This is a genomic window from Neorhizobium sp. CSC1952, from assembly GCF_030378245.1.
Classification (GTDB): Bacteria; Pseudomonadota; Alphaproteobacteria; order Rhizobiales; family Rhizobiaceae; genus Neorhizobium; species Neorhizobium oryzae_A.
Window position 1 is genome coordinate 4,032,843 of record NZ_CP128416.1, and the last position, 18,400, is coordinate 4,051,242.

At 57.1% G+C, this 18,400-nt stretch carries 15 protein-coding genes; 12 read left to right on the forward strand and 3 right to left on the reverse strand.

Annotated elements, in window-relative coordinates; all coding sequences use genetic code 11:
* The first annotated feature begins 4 nt into the window (after positions 1-4).
* From QTA58_RS19435 to QTA58_RS19460, 6 genes are all read left to right on the forward strand, one after another.
* On the forward strand, positions 5-895 hold the full coding sequence (locus QTA58_RS19435) for a tryptophan 2,3-dioxygenase family protein (protein ID WP_289670328.1): 891 nt from the start codon (positions 5-7) through the stop codon (positions 893-895).
* 104 nt (positions 896-999) lie between these two features.
* Positions 1,000-1,611 (forward strand): glutathione S-transferase family protein, encoded by a 612-nt coding sequence (locus tag QTA58_RS19440; protein WP_289670329.1) that lies wholly within the window; start codon positions 1,000-1,002, stop codon positions 1,609-1,611.
* 123 nt (positions 1,612-1,734) lie between these two features.
* Positions 1,735-2,451 (forward strand): nitroreductase, encoded by a 717-nt coding sequence (locus QTA58_RS19445; RefSeq protein WP_289670331.1) that lies wholly within the window; start codon positions 1,735-1,737, stop codon positions 2,449-2,451.
* A gap of 90 nt (positions 2,452-2,541) precedes the next feature.
* Positions 2,542-3,465 (forward strand): LysR substrate-binding domain-containing protein, encoded by a 924-nt coding sequence (locus QTA58_RS19450; protein WP_289670333.1) that lies wholly within the window; start codon positions 2,542-2,544, stop codon positions 3,463-3,465.
* A 460-nt stretch (positions 3,466-3,925) separates the two neighbouring features.
* Entirely contained in the window at positions 3,926-4,705 is a 780-nt protein-coding gene (locus QTA58_RS19455) for an alpha/beta hydrolase (RefSeq protein ID WP_289670335.1), read from the forward strand.
* Between the two features lie 185 nt (positions 4,706-4,890).
* A complete protein-coding gene (locus tag QTA58_RS19460; RefSeq protein ID WP_289673223.1) occupies positions 4,891-5,802 on the forward strand; it encodes an alpha/beta hydrolase in 912 nt (303 codons plus the stop codon).
* A 93-nt stretch (positions 5,803-5,895) separates the two neighbouring features.
* On the opposite strand, the gene QTA58_RS19465 is transcribed toward QTA58_RS19460, so the two are convergent.
* Positions 5,896-6,321, reverse strand: a complete 426-nt coding sequence (locus QTA58_RS19465; RefSeq protein ID WP_289670337.1) for a nuclear transport factor 2 family protein — start codon at positions 6,319-6,321, stop codon at positions 5,896-5,898.
* A 12-nt stretch (positions 6,322-6,333) separates the two neighbouring features.
* Complete coding sequence (locus tag QTA58_RS19470; RefSeq protein ID WP_289670340.1) at positions 6,334-7,083, reverse strand: glucose 1-dehydrogenase; 750 nt, start codon at positions 7,081-7,083, stop codon at positions 6,334-6,336.
* A gap of 97 nt (positions 7,084-7,180) precedes the next feature.
* Here QTA58_RS19470 and QTA58_RS19475 point away from each other — a divergent pair, with 97 nt between their 5' ends.
* From QTA58_RS19475 to QTA58_RS19485, 3 genes are all read left to right on the forward strand, one after another.
* Positions 7,181-8,077 carry a LysR family transcriptional regulator gene (locus tag QTA58_RS19475; RefSeq protein WP_289670341.1) on the forward strand — a complete coding sequence of 299 codons (897 nt, stop codon included), beginning with the start codon at positions 7,181-7,183 and terminating at the stop codon, positions 8,075-8,077.
* 162 nt (positions 8,078-8,239) lie between these two features.
* Positions 8,240-8,671, forward strand: a complete 432-nt coding sequence (locus tag QTA58_RS19480; RefSeq protein ID WP_289670343.1) for an organic hydroperoxide resistance protein — start codon at positions 8,240-8,242, stop codon at positions 8,669-8,671.
* A gap of 160 nt (positions 8,672-8,831) precedes the next feature.
* A complete protein-coding gene (locus tag QTA58_RS19485; RefSeq protein WP_289670344.1) occupies positions 8,832-10,160 on the forward strand; it encodes an MFS transporter in 1,329 nt (442 codons plus the stop codon).
* A 72-nt stretch (positions 10,161-10,232) separates the two neighbouring features.
* Here the strand turns inward: QTA58_RS19485 and QTA58_RS19490 are convergent, their stop codons facing one another.
* Complete coding sequence (locus QTA58_RS19490) at positions 10,233-11,699, reverse strand: SAM-dependent DNA methyltransferase (RefSeq protein WP_289670345.1); 1,467 nt, start codon at positions 11,697-11,699, stop codon at positions 10,233-10,235.
* A 939-nt stretch (positions 11,700-12,638) separates the two neighbouring features.
* Here QTA58_RS19490 and QTA58_RS19495 point away from each other — a divergent pair.
* The 3 genes from QTA58_RS19495 to QTA58_RS19505 are packed head-to-tail and all read left to right on the forward strand — an operon-like array spanning position 12,639 to position 18,083.
* Complete coding sequence (locus QTA58_RS19495; RefSeq protein WP_289670346.1) at positions 12,639-13,397, forward strand: ImuA family protein; 759 nt, start codon at positions 12,639-12,641, stop codon at positions 13,395-13,397.
* Complete coding sequence (locus tag QTA58_RS19500) at positions 13,315-14,829, forward strand: DNA polymerase Y family protein (RefSeq protein WP_289670348.1); 1,515 nt, start codon at positions 13,315-13,317, stop codon at positions 14,827-14,829. Before QTA58_RS19495 ends, QTA58_RS19500 begins: the two co-directional genes overlap by 83 nt.
* Entirely contained in the window at positions 14,826-18,083 is a 3,258-nt protein-coding gene (locus QTA58_RS19505) for an error-prone DNA polymerase (RefSeq protein ID WP_289670349.1), read from the forward strand. The genes QTA58_RS19500 and QTA58_RS19505 overlap by 4 nt, the downstream gene beginning before the upstream one ends.
* Positions 18,084-18,400: the final 317 nt, after the last annotated feature.

The window sequence follows — 18,400 nt, forward strand, 5'->3', positions numbered from 1 at the left end:
ACCAATGATGATTAATCACCTCGAGAGCAGGAACTGGCCCGCAGGCACACCTGAAGGCCATACCCCCTATAGCGCATGGCTAAAGGTAGACGAGTTGCATTCCCTTCAGCAGACGGTGGGTGATCATCCGGGGGAGTACGGGTTTATCGTCACCGTCCACATCTCCGAGCTGTGTTGGATGTTGATCATTAAAGAGATGGAGATAGCGCAGCAGCAGCTTAGGCAGAACAACGTCCGTGAAGCTGTCCGCACCCTACGGCGGGTCGTGGGGCATCATGCCCCGCTTAACGCGACATGGAAGTCAATTGCCTGGATGACTCCAGCCGACCTCCTGTCGATGCTTTCAAAGGTTGTGCAGAAACACGGTCAAGACACGGCTCTTCAAGGCTGGACCTACCGGCATATGGTTTACCTGATGGGCATCAAGCAAGCGGAGCATCTGAGACATTTCGAGCCGCAGCCTCATCGCATGAGGCAGCTTGAGAAGGTTCTGGCGGAGCCCAGCCTCTACGATGACGTCATCGCCTACCTTGCACGGCGTGGCTTCGCTATTCCCGCCGACGTCCTCACCAGAAACCCTGCTTCGCCATCGACCTGTTCCCCCGAAGTGGAGGAGGCATGGAAAGCAGTATATGCTTCGTGTGACGAGGACCTGAAGGATCTCGGTGAGGTCCTCGCGGATGTCGCCGAAGAGTTCACCAACTGGAAATACCATCACCTGATGGCAACGCGTCGGACATTCGGCAAGCGAATGGCGTATTTCGGAAGCGAAGGCATCGCGTGGCTGACACCAACGCTGGAAGAACTGCCGTTCCCCGAGCTTTGGAGCGCAAGAACCTCGATTGGTGATCCTCAGTCCGGACAGACTCCGTTGGCATGTCCTCATCATAGATGACTCCAACAAGCGGCTTTGGGCCGCAGGTCTTCAGCCCTTGCGAAGTGATAGCCAAGGGCCGGGGAAGACGTTATCAATGGATCTTCATATGACGGATCCATTCGATGCTACGACTATATGACAGCCGCCTGTCTGGTAATTCATGGAAGGTCAGGCTTCTTTTAAGCCACCTGGGGACGCCGTTCCAACGGGTGACGCTCGATCTCGAACGCGGCGATACCAGGGAGCCTTCATTCGTCCAGAAGAGCCGATTCTCACGAATTCCGGTGCTGGAACTCGATGATGGGACCACCATCGTCGAGTCTGCAGCAATCTTGCTCTACCTAGCGGAAGGGTCTCCGTTGCTTCCCGACGATCGTCTGCAGCGGGCGGACGTTCATAGCTGGATGTTTTTCGAGCAGGCCGATCTCCAGAAACCCCTTGCCCTTTCGCGGATGTACCGCATCAGGGGACTGGCCGAAGCAAAAGTCGATGACATGGCGCGGATGCTGACGGAGGGCACCGCGGCTCTGGAAAAACTCGACCGCTGTCTAGAGGGTCGCCAGTGGCTCGTCGGAGAAAACTACTCCTTAGCCGATTTGGCGGTTTTTCCCTATGTGTCGCTGGCCCACGAAGGTGGATTTGATATGCGGCCATTCCAGAACATTGCCCGCTGGCTCAGCTCCGTGAGGAACCAACCAGGATGGATCGACCTGCTGCAGGATGTGCAGACGTAGAGCCGACCTCCGATAATGTCGGCGTTCGCGATATTGGACGATGCGTGCAATCGTTGCGCCTTTTCATCGAGGCTGGTTCTCGTACTCTCGTAGTGCCGTAAGAGCACAAGAAGGGGAATGAGAATGAACGCAACGATCCAGCGTGCAGAAACCGATCAGGCCTCCGCTGCGTACTTCGTGGACCGGGTGATGAAAGACCGCACGGCTAAACGAGGTTTCCTCGACAGGGCGGTATCGGTGGATGTCGTTCGGGAGATACTGTCCATCGCCCGGTACGCACCCAGCTCCAGCAACACGCAGCCTTGGCGCTGCTATGTTCTCATGGGCCCATCAAGGGATAGGATTACGGAGAAAGCGGTAGAGATATTTCGTGCTGGACCGGAGAAACTAGCGCCGGAGTACCCGTTTTTCCCCCAGCCGCTACACGAACCATACTTGAGCAGGTTCAACACGTTCCGTGGGCAGCTAGGCGACGCCGTGGGGGTGCCCCGTAGCGATCGGTATGGGCGCGCAAAGGACGTCGAGCGCCAGTTTCGCTTCTTTAACGCTCCCGTCGGCCTAATCTTCACCATGGACCGTCGGCTGGAGTGGGCAAGCTTTATCTGCTATGGCTGTTTCCTGCAGAACATCATGCTGGCCGCCAAGGCACGAGGTCTGGACACGTGCGCGCAGCAGATCTGGTCTCTCCAGCATCCTTTGCTGAAGGAAGAACTTAGGATTCCCGACACTGACATGGTGGTCGCGGGCATGTCTCTCGGGTACGCCGACAATAGCCGGGCCGAGAACAATATGGCCATAGAAAAGCTTCCGCTGGAAGAAGTCGCAGACTTCGTTCAATAAGGGCGCGGTCAACCGCACCGTCCTGCAGGCTGCCGCAAGGATTGCGAACGTTCGCGAGACCTGCAAGATTGGCGTCTGGCAGGAGTCTTGATGCTCGACTTACGTGACATCTACTATTTTGTTCAAATCGTGGATCGAGGCGGGTTCACGGCGGCCGGAAATTTTCTCCGGTTGCCGAAGTCCACACTAAGCCATCGCATGCGTGAACTCGAAGTGAACCTTGGCGTTCGCCTCCTTAACCGGACGTCGCGACAGTTCGGCATGACTGAAGTCGGCACCGAGTTTTACCGTTACGCAACGCAGGTCCTCCGTGAAGCCGACCTGGCGGAACAGGCCGTACGACAGCGGGTGTCTGAACCCAGCGGGACCATTCGTATAACTACTGCGGTCGAGATCGCGCAGTTTGCCCTAAAGCACCTCCTTCCAACCTTCCTCAACAAGTATCCTAAGGTGCGAATTGTAGAGATCACGACCGATCGGTTGATAGATATTGTCGGTGAAGGTTTCGATCTCGCCCTACGAGGGCATGTGACGCCACTACAGGATTCCGGATTGGTACAGCGCGCGATCGCGAGAGTGCCATGGTGTCTCTTCGCCAGTCCCGGCTATCTGAAAGACAAGGGTACTCCGATCGCGCCTGAGGATCTGGTCCGACATGAGACGATCTCGATGGTCGGCCGAACCACTGGTGTTTGGAAATTGCAGAACGGTGACGGCACCATGCTTGAGATCGCCGTTGATCCGAGATTTCTCAGCAACAACATGGTGGCGCTGAAGGAAGCGGCCTGTGCCGATCTCGGGATCGCGGCGCTACCGGGCTATATATGTAAGGACGAACTGGCCGACCGCAGGCTAGTTCAGCTCATGCCGGGCTGGATCACGGCGGACGCCCGAATGTCCGCAGTGATGCCGCACAGAGAAGGACTTCCGCCTGCCGTGCGCGCTCTGGTGGACTTCCTGGCGGCCGAAATACCGAAGATCACGGAGTTCTCGGAAGACGCCGTCCGATGGTAGCAAGCTAGCGTCCCTGCGCGCTGAGCCGTTGTTGCGAAGTCTCTTGAGGGCATTCAGGCAATCCAGGTTGGCAATTTATTGTTGTCGAAGCAGGGCCGCGGAGGTGTCGATACGGACGCTCCGATCCAGTGGAAACGTTCGGGACGGCCGGACGGAGACGCCTCTCTCCACCTTTGCTGGCAAGTCTGACAGAGGCTGTGACTGGGAACCCTTAGCATCACGCTCAACATTTTCGCGTGCCTGCAACTAGCACGGATCATACCACCGTATAGCTGCCCCGGCGGCAGCAGATGCTTAAATTGCAAGGTGTGACCAGACGAATTGTCCGTGATCACAGAAGCTTGCACGAGCAGCAGCATGCTCAATCCTGCCGCGCACGAAAGGTCACACCGATGACCGCAAGGTTGTCCGGGCGTCGGCTGGAAAGTTGATAGCGCCCTGAAAATGGAAGGATGCGAAAATGATGAAGGTAATCAAGGCGAACCTCTTTGCCGCGTTTCTTAGCGCAACGACAGGTTCTGTCCTCGCTGCTGACGCAAAGCCCACTGTCGTGCTTGTGCACGGGGCGTTCGCTGACGCTTCGAGCTGGAATGGTGTCATCGGCGAGCTAGAGAAGGACGGCTTTCCCGTGGTAGCCGTGGCAAACCCTCTCCGTAGCGTCAAATTCGACGCCGACTATGTCCGGCGGGTCGTCGCCGGGATTGAGGGTCCGGTTGTTCTGGTCGGGCACTCGTATGGCGGCTCCGTCATCAATGACGCGGCGGTTCCCAAGAGCAATGTCAAAGCTTTGGTTTTCGTGGCGGCTTTCGCTCCGGAACGCGGTGAAACGGCGGCTGAGCTGTCGGGCAAGTTTCCCGGCAGTACCTTAGCCTCGGCGTTGGCCAAGCCCGTCGTTCTGGAAGGAGGCCAAAAAGACCTATACATTGAACAGTCCAGGTTCCACGAGCAGTTCGCCGCTGATGTATCCAATGCCCAGGCCGACCTGATGGCAGCAACCCAGCGCCCTATAATTGAGGCAGCCCTTTCTGAACCGTCGGTGAGTGCTGCCTGGAAATCAATTCCTTCCTGGTTCGTGTACGGCGACGCCGACAAGAACATTCCCCCAAAGGCGTTAGGTTGGATGGCGGAACGAGCAGGTTCCAAGGGCACTGTCGTGGTGAAAGGCGGCTCGCATGTCGTGATGGTCTCCAATCCCATCAAGGTTACCCGTCTGATCGAGGACGCGGCTCGCCGAGATTGAATTCGCCGGTGCGTGGGCTCATGAGCTTAGCGTCGCACCTGAATGGCAATGTAAGGAGCAGAAGAATGTTCAACGACAGCACGATAAGCCGCCGAAGCTTGGTGCTTGCTGGCGTCGCTGGTGCCGCAGCCGCCTCTCTGCCACTCTCCTTATCGAGAGCCGCTGTAGCGGCCGAAGGTAACGACATGACGACAGACACCCTCGGGACCCCGAAACAGGTGAAAGCAGGTGTCCTGGAAGTGGGATACTATGAAATCGGTCCTTCAGACGGACCAACAGCCATCCTCCTGCATGGCTTCCCATACGACATCCAGAGCTACCGCGAGGTTGCGCCACTTTTGGCATCCAAAGGCTTCCGCGTTATCGTACCGCACCTGAGGGGGCATGGTAACACCAGGTTCCTTGACGCAGATACTCCGCGCGCGGGGCAACAAGCCGCTATAGGACGAGACCTCTTGGACCTTGTAGATGCCCTGAAGATCAAGAAGGCGGTATTCGCGGGATACGACTGGGGTGGAAGGGCAGCGTGCGTTGCCGCGGCTCTATGGCCTGACCGATGCTCAGGCCTCGTTTCCGTCAACGGCTATTTGATCCAGGATATCGCGAAGTCGGCGCAGCCCGCTCCTGCCAGGGTGGAGCGCGGATTCTGGTATCAGTTCTACTTCCAGACTGAGCGGGGCAGGGCGGGTCTGGAGGCGCATAGAAAAGAAATTGCCGAGATCATGTGGCATGACAATTCCCCTACCTGGCGCTTCGACAAGCCAACCTTTGAGCGAAGTGCGGCGTCCTTCGAGAACTTGGACTACGTTGATGTGGTGATCCATTCCTACCGTCATCGTCTGGGTGGCGCGCCGGGCTACCCTGAGTATGCGGAACTGGAACGGCGACTTGCTCAACAACCTGTCATCACCGTGCCGACTGTTACCCTAGACGGTGGTTCCGACGGGGTCGTGGCCGCTACCGACGGAACCGCCTCCGCGAACAAGTTCTCTGCTAAAAGAGTTCATCGGGTCGTGAAAGGTGTTGGGCATAACCTGCCCCAGGAAGCGCCACTGGCCTTCGCAGACGCTGTGCTGGAAGTCGCCTCACTAACCTGACGCTGTGTGGATCCCTAGTTTTAGCTGCGGCTACGCAGGGTCGACGCAACAGCGGGGCCAAGGTGACCCTGCTGTCGCGCGACCTTGCACCGATCAACGTTGTGGTTGCGCTCTAGGCGGAAGGAAGCCTTTGGCTGAAGAAAGGTCGGGCCACGGGAGAACCGTTTCTCCCGCGACTTTCCATCCGTTGTCCTTCTTCACGAGACGCAGTTCATAGAGGGCAGCATCTGCATGCTGGCTCATTCTCCTGTAGAGAAGCGCAGTTGCTTGGTTACCTTGCTCCTCAATGTGGAGGATACGTTTTTCTGTCGACAGTGGTTCCTCTCCAGCGTCTCGGCGGGAACGGAATTCGGCGAACATCTCGGACTTCGAGAAGCGCGCCACCTCACCCTCAGCGGTCAGAACGAGAAAGCCGAGATCATCGGTGTAAAGATCGTCCATCTCGTCCATTCGATAGTGGCTGCCCGTGTCCGCGAGCCGATCAATGAACTCTACTATTTCCTGGTTCAATTTGCTCATCTTCTCATCCTTTCACGTGATAGACATGCCGCCGTCGACGTTCAGCTCAATTCCGTTGACGAAGCTTCCCGCGTCAGAAGCAAGGAAGAAGGCGGCGTTTGCAAGTTCCTCGGGCGTCCCAAGGCGACCTGCAGGAATGGTGCGTGCTAGCTCTGCCTCAAGGGAGGGCCGGTCCCCGTCTGAGATACCCAACTTGCTGAGGATTGCTGTGTCTGTTGGCCCCGGGCTCAGGATATTCACACGAATCTTCCGGTCTCTCAGCTCCAATGCCCAGTTGCGGGCGAATGCAGCTATCGCGGCTTTCGTCCCGGCATACAGAGTGTGATTGGGCAGAATTTTGGAGGCGGCAAGCGAACTCGTAATCACAATACTGCCGCCGTCCCTCATAACGGGAAGGATTTCTTGCACCCCGAAAAATACTCCGCGGGTATTCACCGCGAAATGCTTGTCGTATTCATCCGGTGTTACTTTGTCGGCCGTAGTAAGGTTGATGATCCCCGCGTTTGCGATGTAGATGTCAACCGCTCCGAAAAGCTCTCGAACTTTCGAAGCCACCGCCGCATGATGTTCCAGATCAGCCACGTCACCTTGAATGCCAAGCGCGCCATGTCCAATCTCCCGAACCGCACTTTCCAGGACATCTTGCCTTCGTGCCGTAATGACAACCTGGGCTCCTTCTCTGGCGAACATGGCGGCGGTAGCTTTGCCTATGCCGCTGTTCCCGCCCGTGATGACCGCAACCTTGTTTTTCAGCTTCTGCATTGCCTTCTTACTCCGTTGTAATGCACGGTAAGTAAGCTGCATTCCCGACCCTCATTAGAACTCCAATTGGCACAGGATCTCTTCCTTCCAGGCTCAAATGACTAACTTACTCACCGAAACAGCCAACTTGATTGCCTTCGTCAGGACAGTGGAAACTGGGTCTTTCAGCGCTGCGGCAAGGCATATGGCGACAACACCCTCGGCCATTTCGAAGAGCGTCGCACGCATTGAAAGGGTTCTCGGCGTGCGTCTATTCTTGCGGTCGACGCGTGCTCTCGTGCTTACCTCCGACGGGCAGCTGTTTTTTGATCGCGTGGCACCGCTGCTGAGGGAGCTGCAAGCCGCGGGCGATATTGTTGGGGGGCAAACGGGGCTTTCCGGTAGACTCAAAATCAGTCTTCCAAGCGAGGTTGCACGCGTCGTGATGGACGCCTTGCTGAAAGACTTCGCCGCGAGCCATCCCGACCTGAGCATCGTCGTCGGAGTAACAGATAGATTCGTGGACGTTATCCGCGAAGACTACGATGTCGTGTTTCGCGTCGGCCGTGTCGCCGAGAGCGAACTGATCGCAAGGAAGTTATCCGAGATGGAGATGGTGCTCGTCGCGGCTCCATCGCTTCTGGAGCGTTACGGCAATCCGGTGAACATCGAAGACCTAGCTAGGTTGCCCTTTGCAAAATACTACGTCCCGGGCCGACCATTCGAAGTCCTGTTCTCGAACGGAAGCAGGATTGCACCGGGCGGACCGATTGAGTGTGATTCCGGATTTGGCCTGCAGGCTGCCGCCTTGCATGGTATAGGCGTCGCCCATCTCATGAAGTTCGTAGTGGCGGACGATATTGAAGCTGGCCGTCTGGTGCAGCTGCTTCCCGAGCTGGAGCTGCCCTCCCTTCCGCTCAACGCGTTGCACGGGTTTCGTCGTTCCGTACCGCTAAGGGTGCGGGCAATGTGCGATTTCATTGCCAACGAAATCAATAACATCTCCCGTCAATGATGCGTACGTAACGGGTGATCTCGGAGGCGGCCCTCTCCTCCTTGGGAAGCTGAGAACCACCAATCCAGCCATTCACGTGGCACAGGTATACCTAGGTTTCCCTCGACAGAACCGGGCCAATGGATTGTTCTTCACCTTGTCTTGTCGGCGAAAGGAGAGAACATGTCAGTCCAGGCAAAATATAAGACCAGCGCGACAGCGACCGGAGGAGGGCGCGACGGTAAAACCGCGCTCGCCGACGGTACGCTCGAACTGCAGCTTGTCGTTCCGAGAGAGCTTGGCGGATCGGGCGGAGACGGCGCGAACCCAAAAAAGCTCTTCGCACTCGGTTACTCCGCCTGCTTCCTTGGCGCATTGCGGGTTGGCGCATCGCAGCTGAAGTCAAAGGTTCCCGAGGGCTCGACGGTCTCCGCCACCATTGGAATTGGTCCACGCTCTGAAGGTGGTTTCGGCATTACGGCAGCGCTTGACGTTTATCTACCCGGTTTGAGCGAACCAGACGCCAAGCATCTTGTCGAGGTCACGCATGGAATCTGCCCTTATTCGAACGCTATCAAAGCAAGCGTTGATGTCGACTTCACAATCCGGACCTGATCGTGTCCAGCAGCGCTCCATTTTGGAGTCGCGGCCGTCCTCGTGACGGCCGTTTGGTTTAAGGGTGTCGCCGCAAAGAATTCGCACGGATAGGGAATTGGGCAAGTTCGCCAAATCAACCTAAACGAGGGTTTACCTTGAGTCATCGCCAGGAATTCTGTTGATCGAGTCGACGAGAGCGGAGGCGGCGATGTCTGCGACAGAACCTGACAAGCACGGTTCAGCCATTTCTTTCCGAGGGGCAGTGGCAGCCATTGTTTGCAGTGGCATCGAGTTCTACGATGTAACGCTATTTGGGATTTACGCATTCGCGATCGGTCATACGTTTTTCCCGAACTCTAACCCCCAGCTCGAAGTGCTTGCCGCCGTTGCGGTTTTCGGTGCCGGGTTCATTACTAGACCCTTCGGAAGTTTGATAATGGGTGCCTATGCCGACAGAAGGGGAAGGCGCTCGGCTCTCGTACTGACCGCGACCTTGATGGCCGCCGCCACCCTGATCATAGCCTTGATGCCGAGCTACGGACAGGTCGGCATTTTCGCTTCGGTCGCAGTGGTGATCGCCCGTCTGACACAGGGCTTTGCCTTTGGCGGGGAAGTCGGTCCTTCGACCGCGCTCGTCTACGAGCTCGCTCCCTCGAACCGGCGCGGTCTCTACGCCAGCTGGCAGCCAGCCATTCAAGGATTGGCGACGATGTTTGCGGGGGTATTCGGCTTAGCACTCAGCGCGTCGATGCCCCCGGAACCTCTTGTCGGATGGGGCTGGCGGCTTCCCTTTCTGATAGGTTCTGCTGTGTTGCTGATCGCTCTGGTCCTCCGCCGGAGGATGCCCGAAACACTGTCTGCTGCTGACCGCCACGATAAACGGAAGGTCACCCAGGATATGATCGGTTTGGTGGTGGGGTATCCGAAGGTCCTGGTAGCTATCGTAACCCAGATCGCCTTCGGTACGATTGCCGTCTACGTATGCGCCTATATGAACACATACATTCTCACCGCGCTCAAAATGCCCGCGCAGATGTCCTTTCTGGCAACCTGCCTAGTCGGCCTCTTCATCTGCATCGGCTCGGTGGCGGGCGGAGTCCTCGCTGATGTTCATGGTTCGCGCTCTGTCATCTACATATCTCGCGCCATCCTATTGATAACGGTCTATCCGCTTTTCTGGGCCGCAGAGGGGTCTCTTTATGGTGTTATCCTCGTAAGCACTGCCCTCCCATTCCTGTCGATGTTAAGTGGAGGAGCTAGCTTCGGTGCGATGATGGCTGCGTTGCCCGTTGCGGTGAGAAGCACCGGGCTGTCGATAAGCTACGCGGTGGTTGTCTGCGTATTCGGAGCGTCGCTGCAGTTAGTCCTGACACTGCTGATTTCGAAGACTGGGGATGCTTTTGTTCCTGCGTACTTCATGATGGTGACAACGGCCGTGGGAATGCTGGGGGTACCGTGGCTGGAGGCCAAAAACACGTCGCGCGTTGGAGCGATATCGTCGGCGTGAACCGAGATTTCGCTATCACTGGAATCCTGCGCACCGCACTCTCAGCCGTTTGCGCCTGGACCGGGCAAGAGACTAGCATTTCGTATGACGCCACTCTCTTAGAGTTCGGACGGCTTCCTGAATGACACCCTGGTTCTCGGTGGAGCGAAGAGCCGGAAAAACCACCCGCCGAGCCTCCCCTGGTTCGAGCTTGAGCATTCCTCCGCCAAGGGGATGGCCTTCAAGCTCGCAGCTCAGCTTTACGAAATCCGATCCCCAACTTGGCAACCTTAACGTCGCGGAAGCCGGATTGATGATTTTCACCGCGAGAATGCTGTTCGTACATACTGCCCCGACCTCATTGCGCGCGAGCCGGACCTCTGCACCCGACATATACTGTAGGAAATAATCCGGCCGAATGACGCCTGGGACAGAATACCAAGCTGCGCGGGACCGGCACTTATACCGAGCTCGAGCGATAAGGCCGCGGTCACTGTCCAGATATTTCGCAACGGAGTCCGGCACGGGTCCCGCTGGGAGATTGAGCAGAAGGCATTGCTCGTCGTTAATCATCCATTCGTTGATGGTACCTTCTCTTACTGCATCGGTCTGGAGATATTCGCCTCTCCGTACGGTCGGAAGCAAATACTCGCTGGGAATGCCAAGTGAACGTGCGGAGGTTGGGGACAGGTGAAAGAAGTCGTTGTCTCCGCTGATATAACCAATGCCGATCTTCGCGAAGTCTCCAAAACGCTCCGTGCCTGAACGCAGGCTATATTCCTGGTAGAGCGCCCGGCAGTCACGCGATATTAGAAACGGCCGCAAGCGACCCTGCCAATTGATTTCAAGGTCACGCCAACTGACCCGCTCGTCGGAAGGTGGCGGACGATCACATGGCTCAAAGCTGCTGACTTTGGTGAACTCGATGTGGGTTGTCCGCTCGCCAAAGCCGTCGCAGTGGAGAAGCCAGCAATCCTCGGATAATTTAGGGAAAAGCTTTCTTTGTACGGCGACAACGTGAACGGTCCGGAAGTGCTCGACAAGATACTGCAAAATTGGCTTAGCGTAGGGGGCGTGACCTATTTCGGCGGGAACGACAAAAGCCATTCGCCCTCCGACCTCAAGGAGGCTGGCTGTTGCAACCAGGAAGGCAGCCCAGGTCGAACTTAGGCTGCCAAGCTTCACGCCTTGCGCTGCGCAAATCTCCTCGGCGGCAATTCTGGTTTTTCCCTTGAACTTTTGGAAGCGAATAAAAGGCGGGTTCCCAGCTGCGCAAGGAAACCGTTCCCTGGTGTCCAGAGCCCACTGGAAGAAATCGGTGTTGTCGATTGTGGCGGTTGGTGCTCGCTCCCGAGCAAGCAATGCCGCGAACGGGTCGTGTTCAATGCCCCTCGAATTCGGATGATATCGGACAATCGCACCGTCACCGCAAGTCGGATCGAGCAGACGATCGCCGGGGTCGTAGACAACCCAGCGGACGAGGGATTGGGCTACATGCTCCGGGGTAAAGAATTGACCAAGAGGTTCGGCTTGGACGCCGTCCAGAGAGACAAATTTCATGGTGAATTAGGGCAGCCCGACGAGCTTGTCGTGGCTGAAGTTGCCGATAATCAATTGTGGGCTGAATTGTTGGAGCGCGACAAGAGCCCACGAGGTTCTGGAGGAAAATTTTCCTTCTGCTCGTCCAGGACCTGCTTATTGAGGACACGTCCGCATGCATCCATCTCAACATGGGGTGCGGAAATCTAAAGACGGCAGTCACGTGCAGCCAATGTCGGCCCCACCCCGATGACCTATAAGCGCTCGGGCTGGTGGTAAGCGAGCGGCTGGTTCATGGAAATATATTGCTGCGCCTATGTATTTAGATACGAAGGCAGTCATAGTCTCAAACGTTACCGAAAAAAATCCATTGTTCGCATAAAAATTATGAGCTCAAATACTGACGTCCAATAACGAAGATTATTGGACGTTAGGCGGTGTAGATGGGGCTATATTTGACTTTTGAACTTAGTCGTATTTAGCTTCCATTGCCGATGTGCTAGTTCAGGATTAGAGGCATTCTAGGTCATTGGCCCAGTCGTCGGCGCGTTTGGCGTTTGAAGAACATCGTGTGGTTGGCTATCGCGATCTTTCGGCGGATAGTTAGGCTTGACACCGATCAATACGATCCGCGCAAAAGCGCTTGGCGCTCAAGTTAGCCGTATTGTGGCAGACTTACACTCGACGAACTCGATGTGGCATTACAGCGTAGTCCAAGTTCATCGCGATGCGCCACAAGGCCGACAAGATCCAGAAAATATTCGACGCCGTTGTTTACTTAACAGAGGCATTTAGAGCCCTGATTCATCTACCTATTCGTGGGGCGAGTAGTCTTTCGTGAAAAAAACGCTGTTTTCGGGCGTCTTGACTCACGCCTTGAGAGGGAACAGAAGGAGAACATAGACATTCATAGGACATGAAGTCCACCACTCTACGCGAACCACAGGAGGTCCGTGAACAATGACGCATGCCCGGATTTCTCGGGTAATAGACAACCTTCGGGATCGGATCGCGCATCTTGAAGGCACCAACTCAAGGAAGGCCATCGTGCTGCCGTTCGGAGTTCCCGAAATAGATGCGCGTCTTCCAGGCGGCGGACTGTCATATGGCGCGGTCCACGAGATTGCGGGGGGTGGCGCAGGAACGGTCGACGGGGCCGCAGCCGCTCTGTTCGCTGCGGGTATAGCCGCGAGATCGAAAGGGAAAGTTCTTTGGTGTCTGACCCGTCCAGACCTCTTCGCCCCTGCGCTGTCGCAAGCGGGGCTGCACCCCGACCGCGTCATCTTTTGCGAAAGTGACAGGGAAGACGATGTTTTAGCCTCCATGGAGGAGGGGCTTTCCTTTGGCGGCCTTGCGTCCGTCGTAGGTGAACTGGTGAGGCTACCGATGACGCAATCCCGTCGGCTTCAGCTTGCCGCCGAGAAGACTGGGACGATGGGGTTGGTCGTCAGGAGGTGGCGTCGGCAGACAGAGGCGTCGGATTTCGGGAACCCTACGGCCTCGATGACCAGATGGCGGATAAATGTCCTGCCGTCTGAGCCATTGCCAACGGCAGGCATCGGGCGAGCGAGATGGTTGGCAGAGTTGATGAGAGTAAAGGCGGGCGAGTGTGCTGAGTTCGAGATAGGTGCCTGTGATGCCAAGGGTCGTGTGTGTTTACTTCCCGTATCTGTCGACGGATCGAATACGTCGTCATGGGGACGCAGCTGTGCCAGCTGACCAGCCTCTCGTCGTCATCTCGAAGTCGGGAGTGAAGCGTTCGGTGTCCGCCATTGATGCCGCCGCCTGCAAGGCCGGTGTCCGCGTCGGTATGGCCGCCAGCAAGGCTCAGGCTGCCTTCGCGAACCTGACGATGATCGACGCTGACCCGGCCGCTGACGCCGCGGCACTTGAACGATTGGGTCTCTGGGCGCTCCGGCAATACTCTCCTATCGTTGCCTTAGACGGTACGGATGGTTTGGTCATGGACACGGAAGGTGCGGATCATCTCCGCGGCGGCGAGACGATGATGATCTCAGGCCTCGTGAACATGCTTCGTGGACGTGGCCTAACTGCGCGGGCCGCGGTAGCCGATACGTGGGGAGCTGCCCATGCCATCACTCGCCTCACAACGGCGGAGACCACGGTTGTTCCAGTTGGCGGCGTCAGCAAGGCGGTGACCGGTTTGCCGATCCACTGCCTTCGCCTGCCTTCGGACATTATCCATGCCCTCCGCGTTCTCGGGGTCGAGACCGTCGGCGAGCTGTCGGCGATGCCCCGAGCACCGCTGACGTTGCGGTTCGGCCCCGAAGTCGGACGAAGGATTGACCAGCTCTTCGGAAGGCTGGCTGAACCGATTGAGCCGCTACGCACGCCAGAACTCATCGAAGTCTCCCGCACCTTCCAGGAACCGATCGGCGCACCCGAAACTATATCCAAATACTTGCGTCGTCTGGTCGTCCAGCTGACCGCTCAGCTTGAGGAGCGAGGTCTAGGTGTCAGGCGCTCGGACCTTATCATCCATAGGGTGGATAACACGAGGCAGTCTGTGCGATCTGGCCTCGCTCAGCCCGTCCGTGACCCCGGTCGCCTGTCGAAGCTCCTGTGTGATCAGATCGAGAAAATCGATCCTGGCTATGGGATCGAGAAGATGATCCTCGTCGCGGTGATGGCGGAACCTCTGCAAGAACGGCAGATCATTTCGTCTTTGGTTGAAGAGCAGGTGGTTGATGTAACACCGCTTATCGACATTCTCGGTAATCGCGGTCAGCGCCTGTATCGTATGATACCCGTGGCCTCCGATGTCCCAGAGCGGTCTGTGATGAGGGTTGCGCCTATGGCCGACGCGACCGGAACCGACTGGGCCGTCAAATGGCCTCGGCCGTCAAGACTCCTCGCGCGCCCGGAGGAGATCGAGACCATGGCCGTGCTGCCGGACCAGCCGCCCGTCGTCATTACATGGCGGGGTAAACGCAGGCGCATCGTCCGCGCGGATGGCCCGGAACGCATCTTCGGAGAATGGTGGCTGCGGCCCAAAGAGATGGAGGCCGTCCGCGACTACTTCGTCGTCGAAGACGAACAAGGTGAACGGTTGTGGGTATATCGATCTGGCGATGGCGTTCATGCTGGAACCGGCTCGCACAAATGGTTTCTACACGGGGTTTTCGGATGAAATATTCGGAACTCCAGGTCACCACCCACTTCAGTTTCCTCCGCGGTGCATCCAGTGCCGACGAACTGTTCGCCACAGCGGCTGCGCTGCGTATCGATGCCTTAGGAGTCGTGGACCGCAACAGTCTTGCTGGTATTGTCCGCGCGTGGGAAGCCGCGAAAACAACGGGTGTCCGCTTGGTCGTCGGTTGTCGCCTCGACCTCACCGACGGCATGTCGATCCTGGTCTACCCGACGGACCGGCCCGCTTATTCACGGCTGACGCGCCTGCTGTCTCTGGGAAAATCCCGAGGCGGCAAAGGGAAATGCGTCCTCGGTTTTCCGGATGTTGAGGCATATAGCGAGGGGCTTCTCGCGGTCTTGGTTCCCGATGAGGCCGACGACATCTATGCGGGGCAGCTGCGCAAAGTCGCCGCTACCTTCGGCGACAGAGCTTACGTGAGTCTCTGTCTTCGCCGACGGCCAAATGATCGCCTGAGACTTCACAACCTCTCGAATATCGCAGCCCGTCATAAGATCAAGACCGTCGTCACCAACGATATACTTTTTCATGATTCCAGCCGTCGCCAGCTTCAGGACGTTGTCACCTGCATTCGAAATCACACGACCATCGACAGCGTAGGGTTCGACCGGGAGCGCCACGCGGACCGTTATCTCAAGGCTCCCGAGGAGATGCATCGTCTCTTCTCGGAATATCCTGAGGCGCTGGCGCGAACACGCGAGATCGTCGATCGCTGCACGTTCGACATGAGCGAACTCCAATACCAATATCCGGAAGAAGCCATTGTTCCGGGGCTCGACGCCCAGCAATCGTTGACGAAGTTCGCATGGGAAGGAGCCGCCGACCGCTATCCTGAAGGTATCCCTACCAAGGTTCGCAAGGCCATCCTTCACGAACTAGAGTTGATCCGTCTCATGAAGTACGCGCCGTACTTCCTGACCGTCTACAGTATCGTCAGGTTTGCGAGGTCAAAAAATATCCTATGCCAAGGTAGGGGCAGTGCCGCTAACTCGGCCGTCTGTTACTGCCTGGGGATCACGAGCATCAATCCGGAAAGCAGTGATTTGCTGTTCGAACGCTTTGTCTCAATGGAGCGCAATGAACCTCCGGATATCGACGTAGATTTCGAGCATTCCCGGCGAGAGGAGGTCATCCAATGGATCTATGAGACGTATGGGCGCTCGCGGTCTGCGCTCTGCTCTACGGTCACTCGTTATCGGGCAAAAGGCGCTCTCCGCGATGTCGGCAAAGCCCTCGGCCTTCCCGAAGACGTAATCGGTCAGCTCTCATCTGGCGTCTGGGGGTGGTCAGACAGAATTGGCGATAAACAGCTCCGCGAAAACAATATGAACGGTTCTGACTACCGTCTCCGCCTCGCTCTTGAATTGGCCGGGCAGTTGATGGGCGCGCCCCGCCATCTCGGCCAACACCCTGGTGGCTTCGTGTTGACCCAAGACCGCTTGGACGACTTAGTCCCGATCGAACCGGCGACCATGAAGGATCGGCAGGTCGTCGAATGGGACAAGGACGACATTGAAGCCTTGAAATTCATGAAGGTGGATGTTCTGGCTCTGGGCATGCTGTCGTGCATGTCCAGGTCGTTCGAGCTGCTGGCCGAGCACAAGGCATTGCCTATGGGACTTGCCGACGTTCCGCAGGAGGACCAGCGCACTTACGCGATGATACGTCGGGCAGATACCCTCGGAACTTTCCAAATCGAATCTCGCGCCCAGATGGCAATGCTGCCGCGTCTGAAGCCGAGGACATTTTACGATTTGGTGGTGCAAGTGGCGATTGTCAGGCCCGGACCTATCCAAGGCGACATGGTGCATCCTTACCTCCGCCGCCGTGAGGGAAAAGAGAAGGTCGAGTACCCAACGCCAGAACTTGAAGCCGTTCTTGGAAAAACTCTCGGGGTTCCACTTTTTCAGGAGTCCGCCATGAAGGTGGCTATGACCTGCGCGGGTTTTACCGCGGGTGAGGCCGATCAGCTGCGCCGTGCAATGGCGACGTTCAAGTTCACGGGCGGAGTCAGTAAATTCAAGGACAAGCTCGTCGACGGGATGGTCGCCAATGGATATACGCGGGAATTCGCGGAGAAGACTTTCACGCAGCTTGAAGGCTTCGGAAGCTACGGCTTCCCGGAATCCCATGCAGCGTCGTTTGCCCTGATCGCCTACGCATCGTCATGGGTGAAATGCTGGCATCCCGATGTCTTCTGTGCCGCACTGATCAACAGCCAGCCCATGGGATTTTACTCTGTTGCGCAGATCGTAACCGACGCCCGCCAACATGGTGTCGAGGTCAGGCCTGTCTGCGTGAACGCGTCTCGTTGGGACTGTACTATGGAAAAGATCGGAGACACCGACCGCTTGGCGGTCCGGCTTGGCATGCGTGTGGTCAAGGGGCTGTCCCAGGTTGATGCCGCGCGCATAGTCCTCGCGCGTGCCGACCAACCATTCGGGAGTGCCGACGACATGTGGCGTCGATCCGGTGTGCCGACGGCATCCTTGGTCAAGCTCGCCGATGCGGATGCCTTCCTGCCGTCGTTGAAACTGGAACGCCGTCAGGCGCTCTGGGACATCAAAGCTCTTCGCGACGAGCCGCTCGAACTGTGGGCGGTGGCCGCTAAGCGGGAGGCAAAAACCGTGGCAGAGATGCAGGAGCCTGAGGTAACCCTGAAATCGATGGCCAAGGGCAGGGAGGTCGTTGAGGACTATTCCCATACGGGGCTGACCCTGCGGGCGCATCCGATGTCTTTCCTCCGAAAGGAGCTCGAAGCCAAACGAATAGTCACCTGTGCCGAGGCGATGGGCGAGCGCGATGGCAGATGGCTCTGGACCGCAGGGCTGGTTCTCGTTCGTCAGCGACCCGGATCCGCAAAGGGTGTGATGTTCCTGACGCTTGAGGACGAAACTGGCATTTTGAACGCTGTGGTCTGGCCGTCCTTGTTCGAGAAACAGAGAAGGGTCCTGATGACCGCAAGCATGATGGGCATCCACGGGAAAATCCAGCGGGAAGGCGAGGTCGTGCACCTCGTGGCCCAGAAGCTTTTTGACTTCTCGGCTGACCTGTCGAGCCTTGGCGAACGGGACGGGGACTTTCCTCTTCCTCACGGACGCGGTGATCAGGTCAAATATGGTGGTGGTCCGGATCCGCGTGACAATCGCAAGCCTGCAGTGCAGGCGAGAGACATCTATATCCCGGACCTCCACATTGACACTCTGAAGGTGAAATCGAGGAACTTTCATTGAGAAGGGCGACGATGTCCCGCTCGTTCGCAGCTACTGAGTCTCTTGCGAAGGTTTTAAGCCACTTCGGCATCGACGCGCGGTGGACGGCGGATATAGAGCCTTCTGGATTCAATAGATTCCCAAATTTCTAAACCTCGTTAACTGTATGATGTTATGGCGGAAACGCCGTGGCCGAATCCGGAAGTCCACTCACTTCTGAAAGAAGTCCACTAACTTTTCACAACACGCGGCATCGAAAACAGTTCGAAATTCGAATTATTTAGAGACGAAGAATGCTTCGAAACTCGAAGTAATTTTATGTCGTCTTGGCGTCTGCC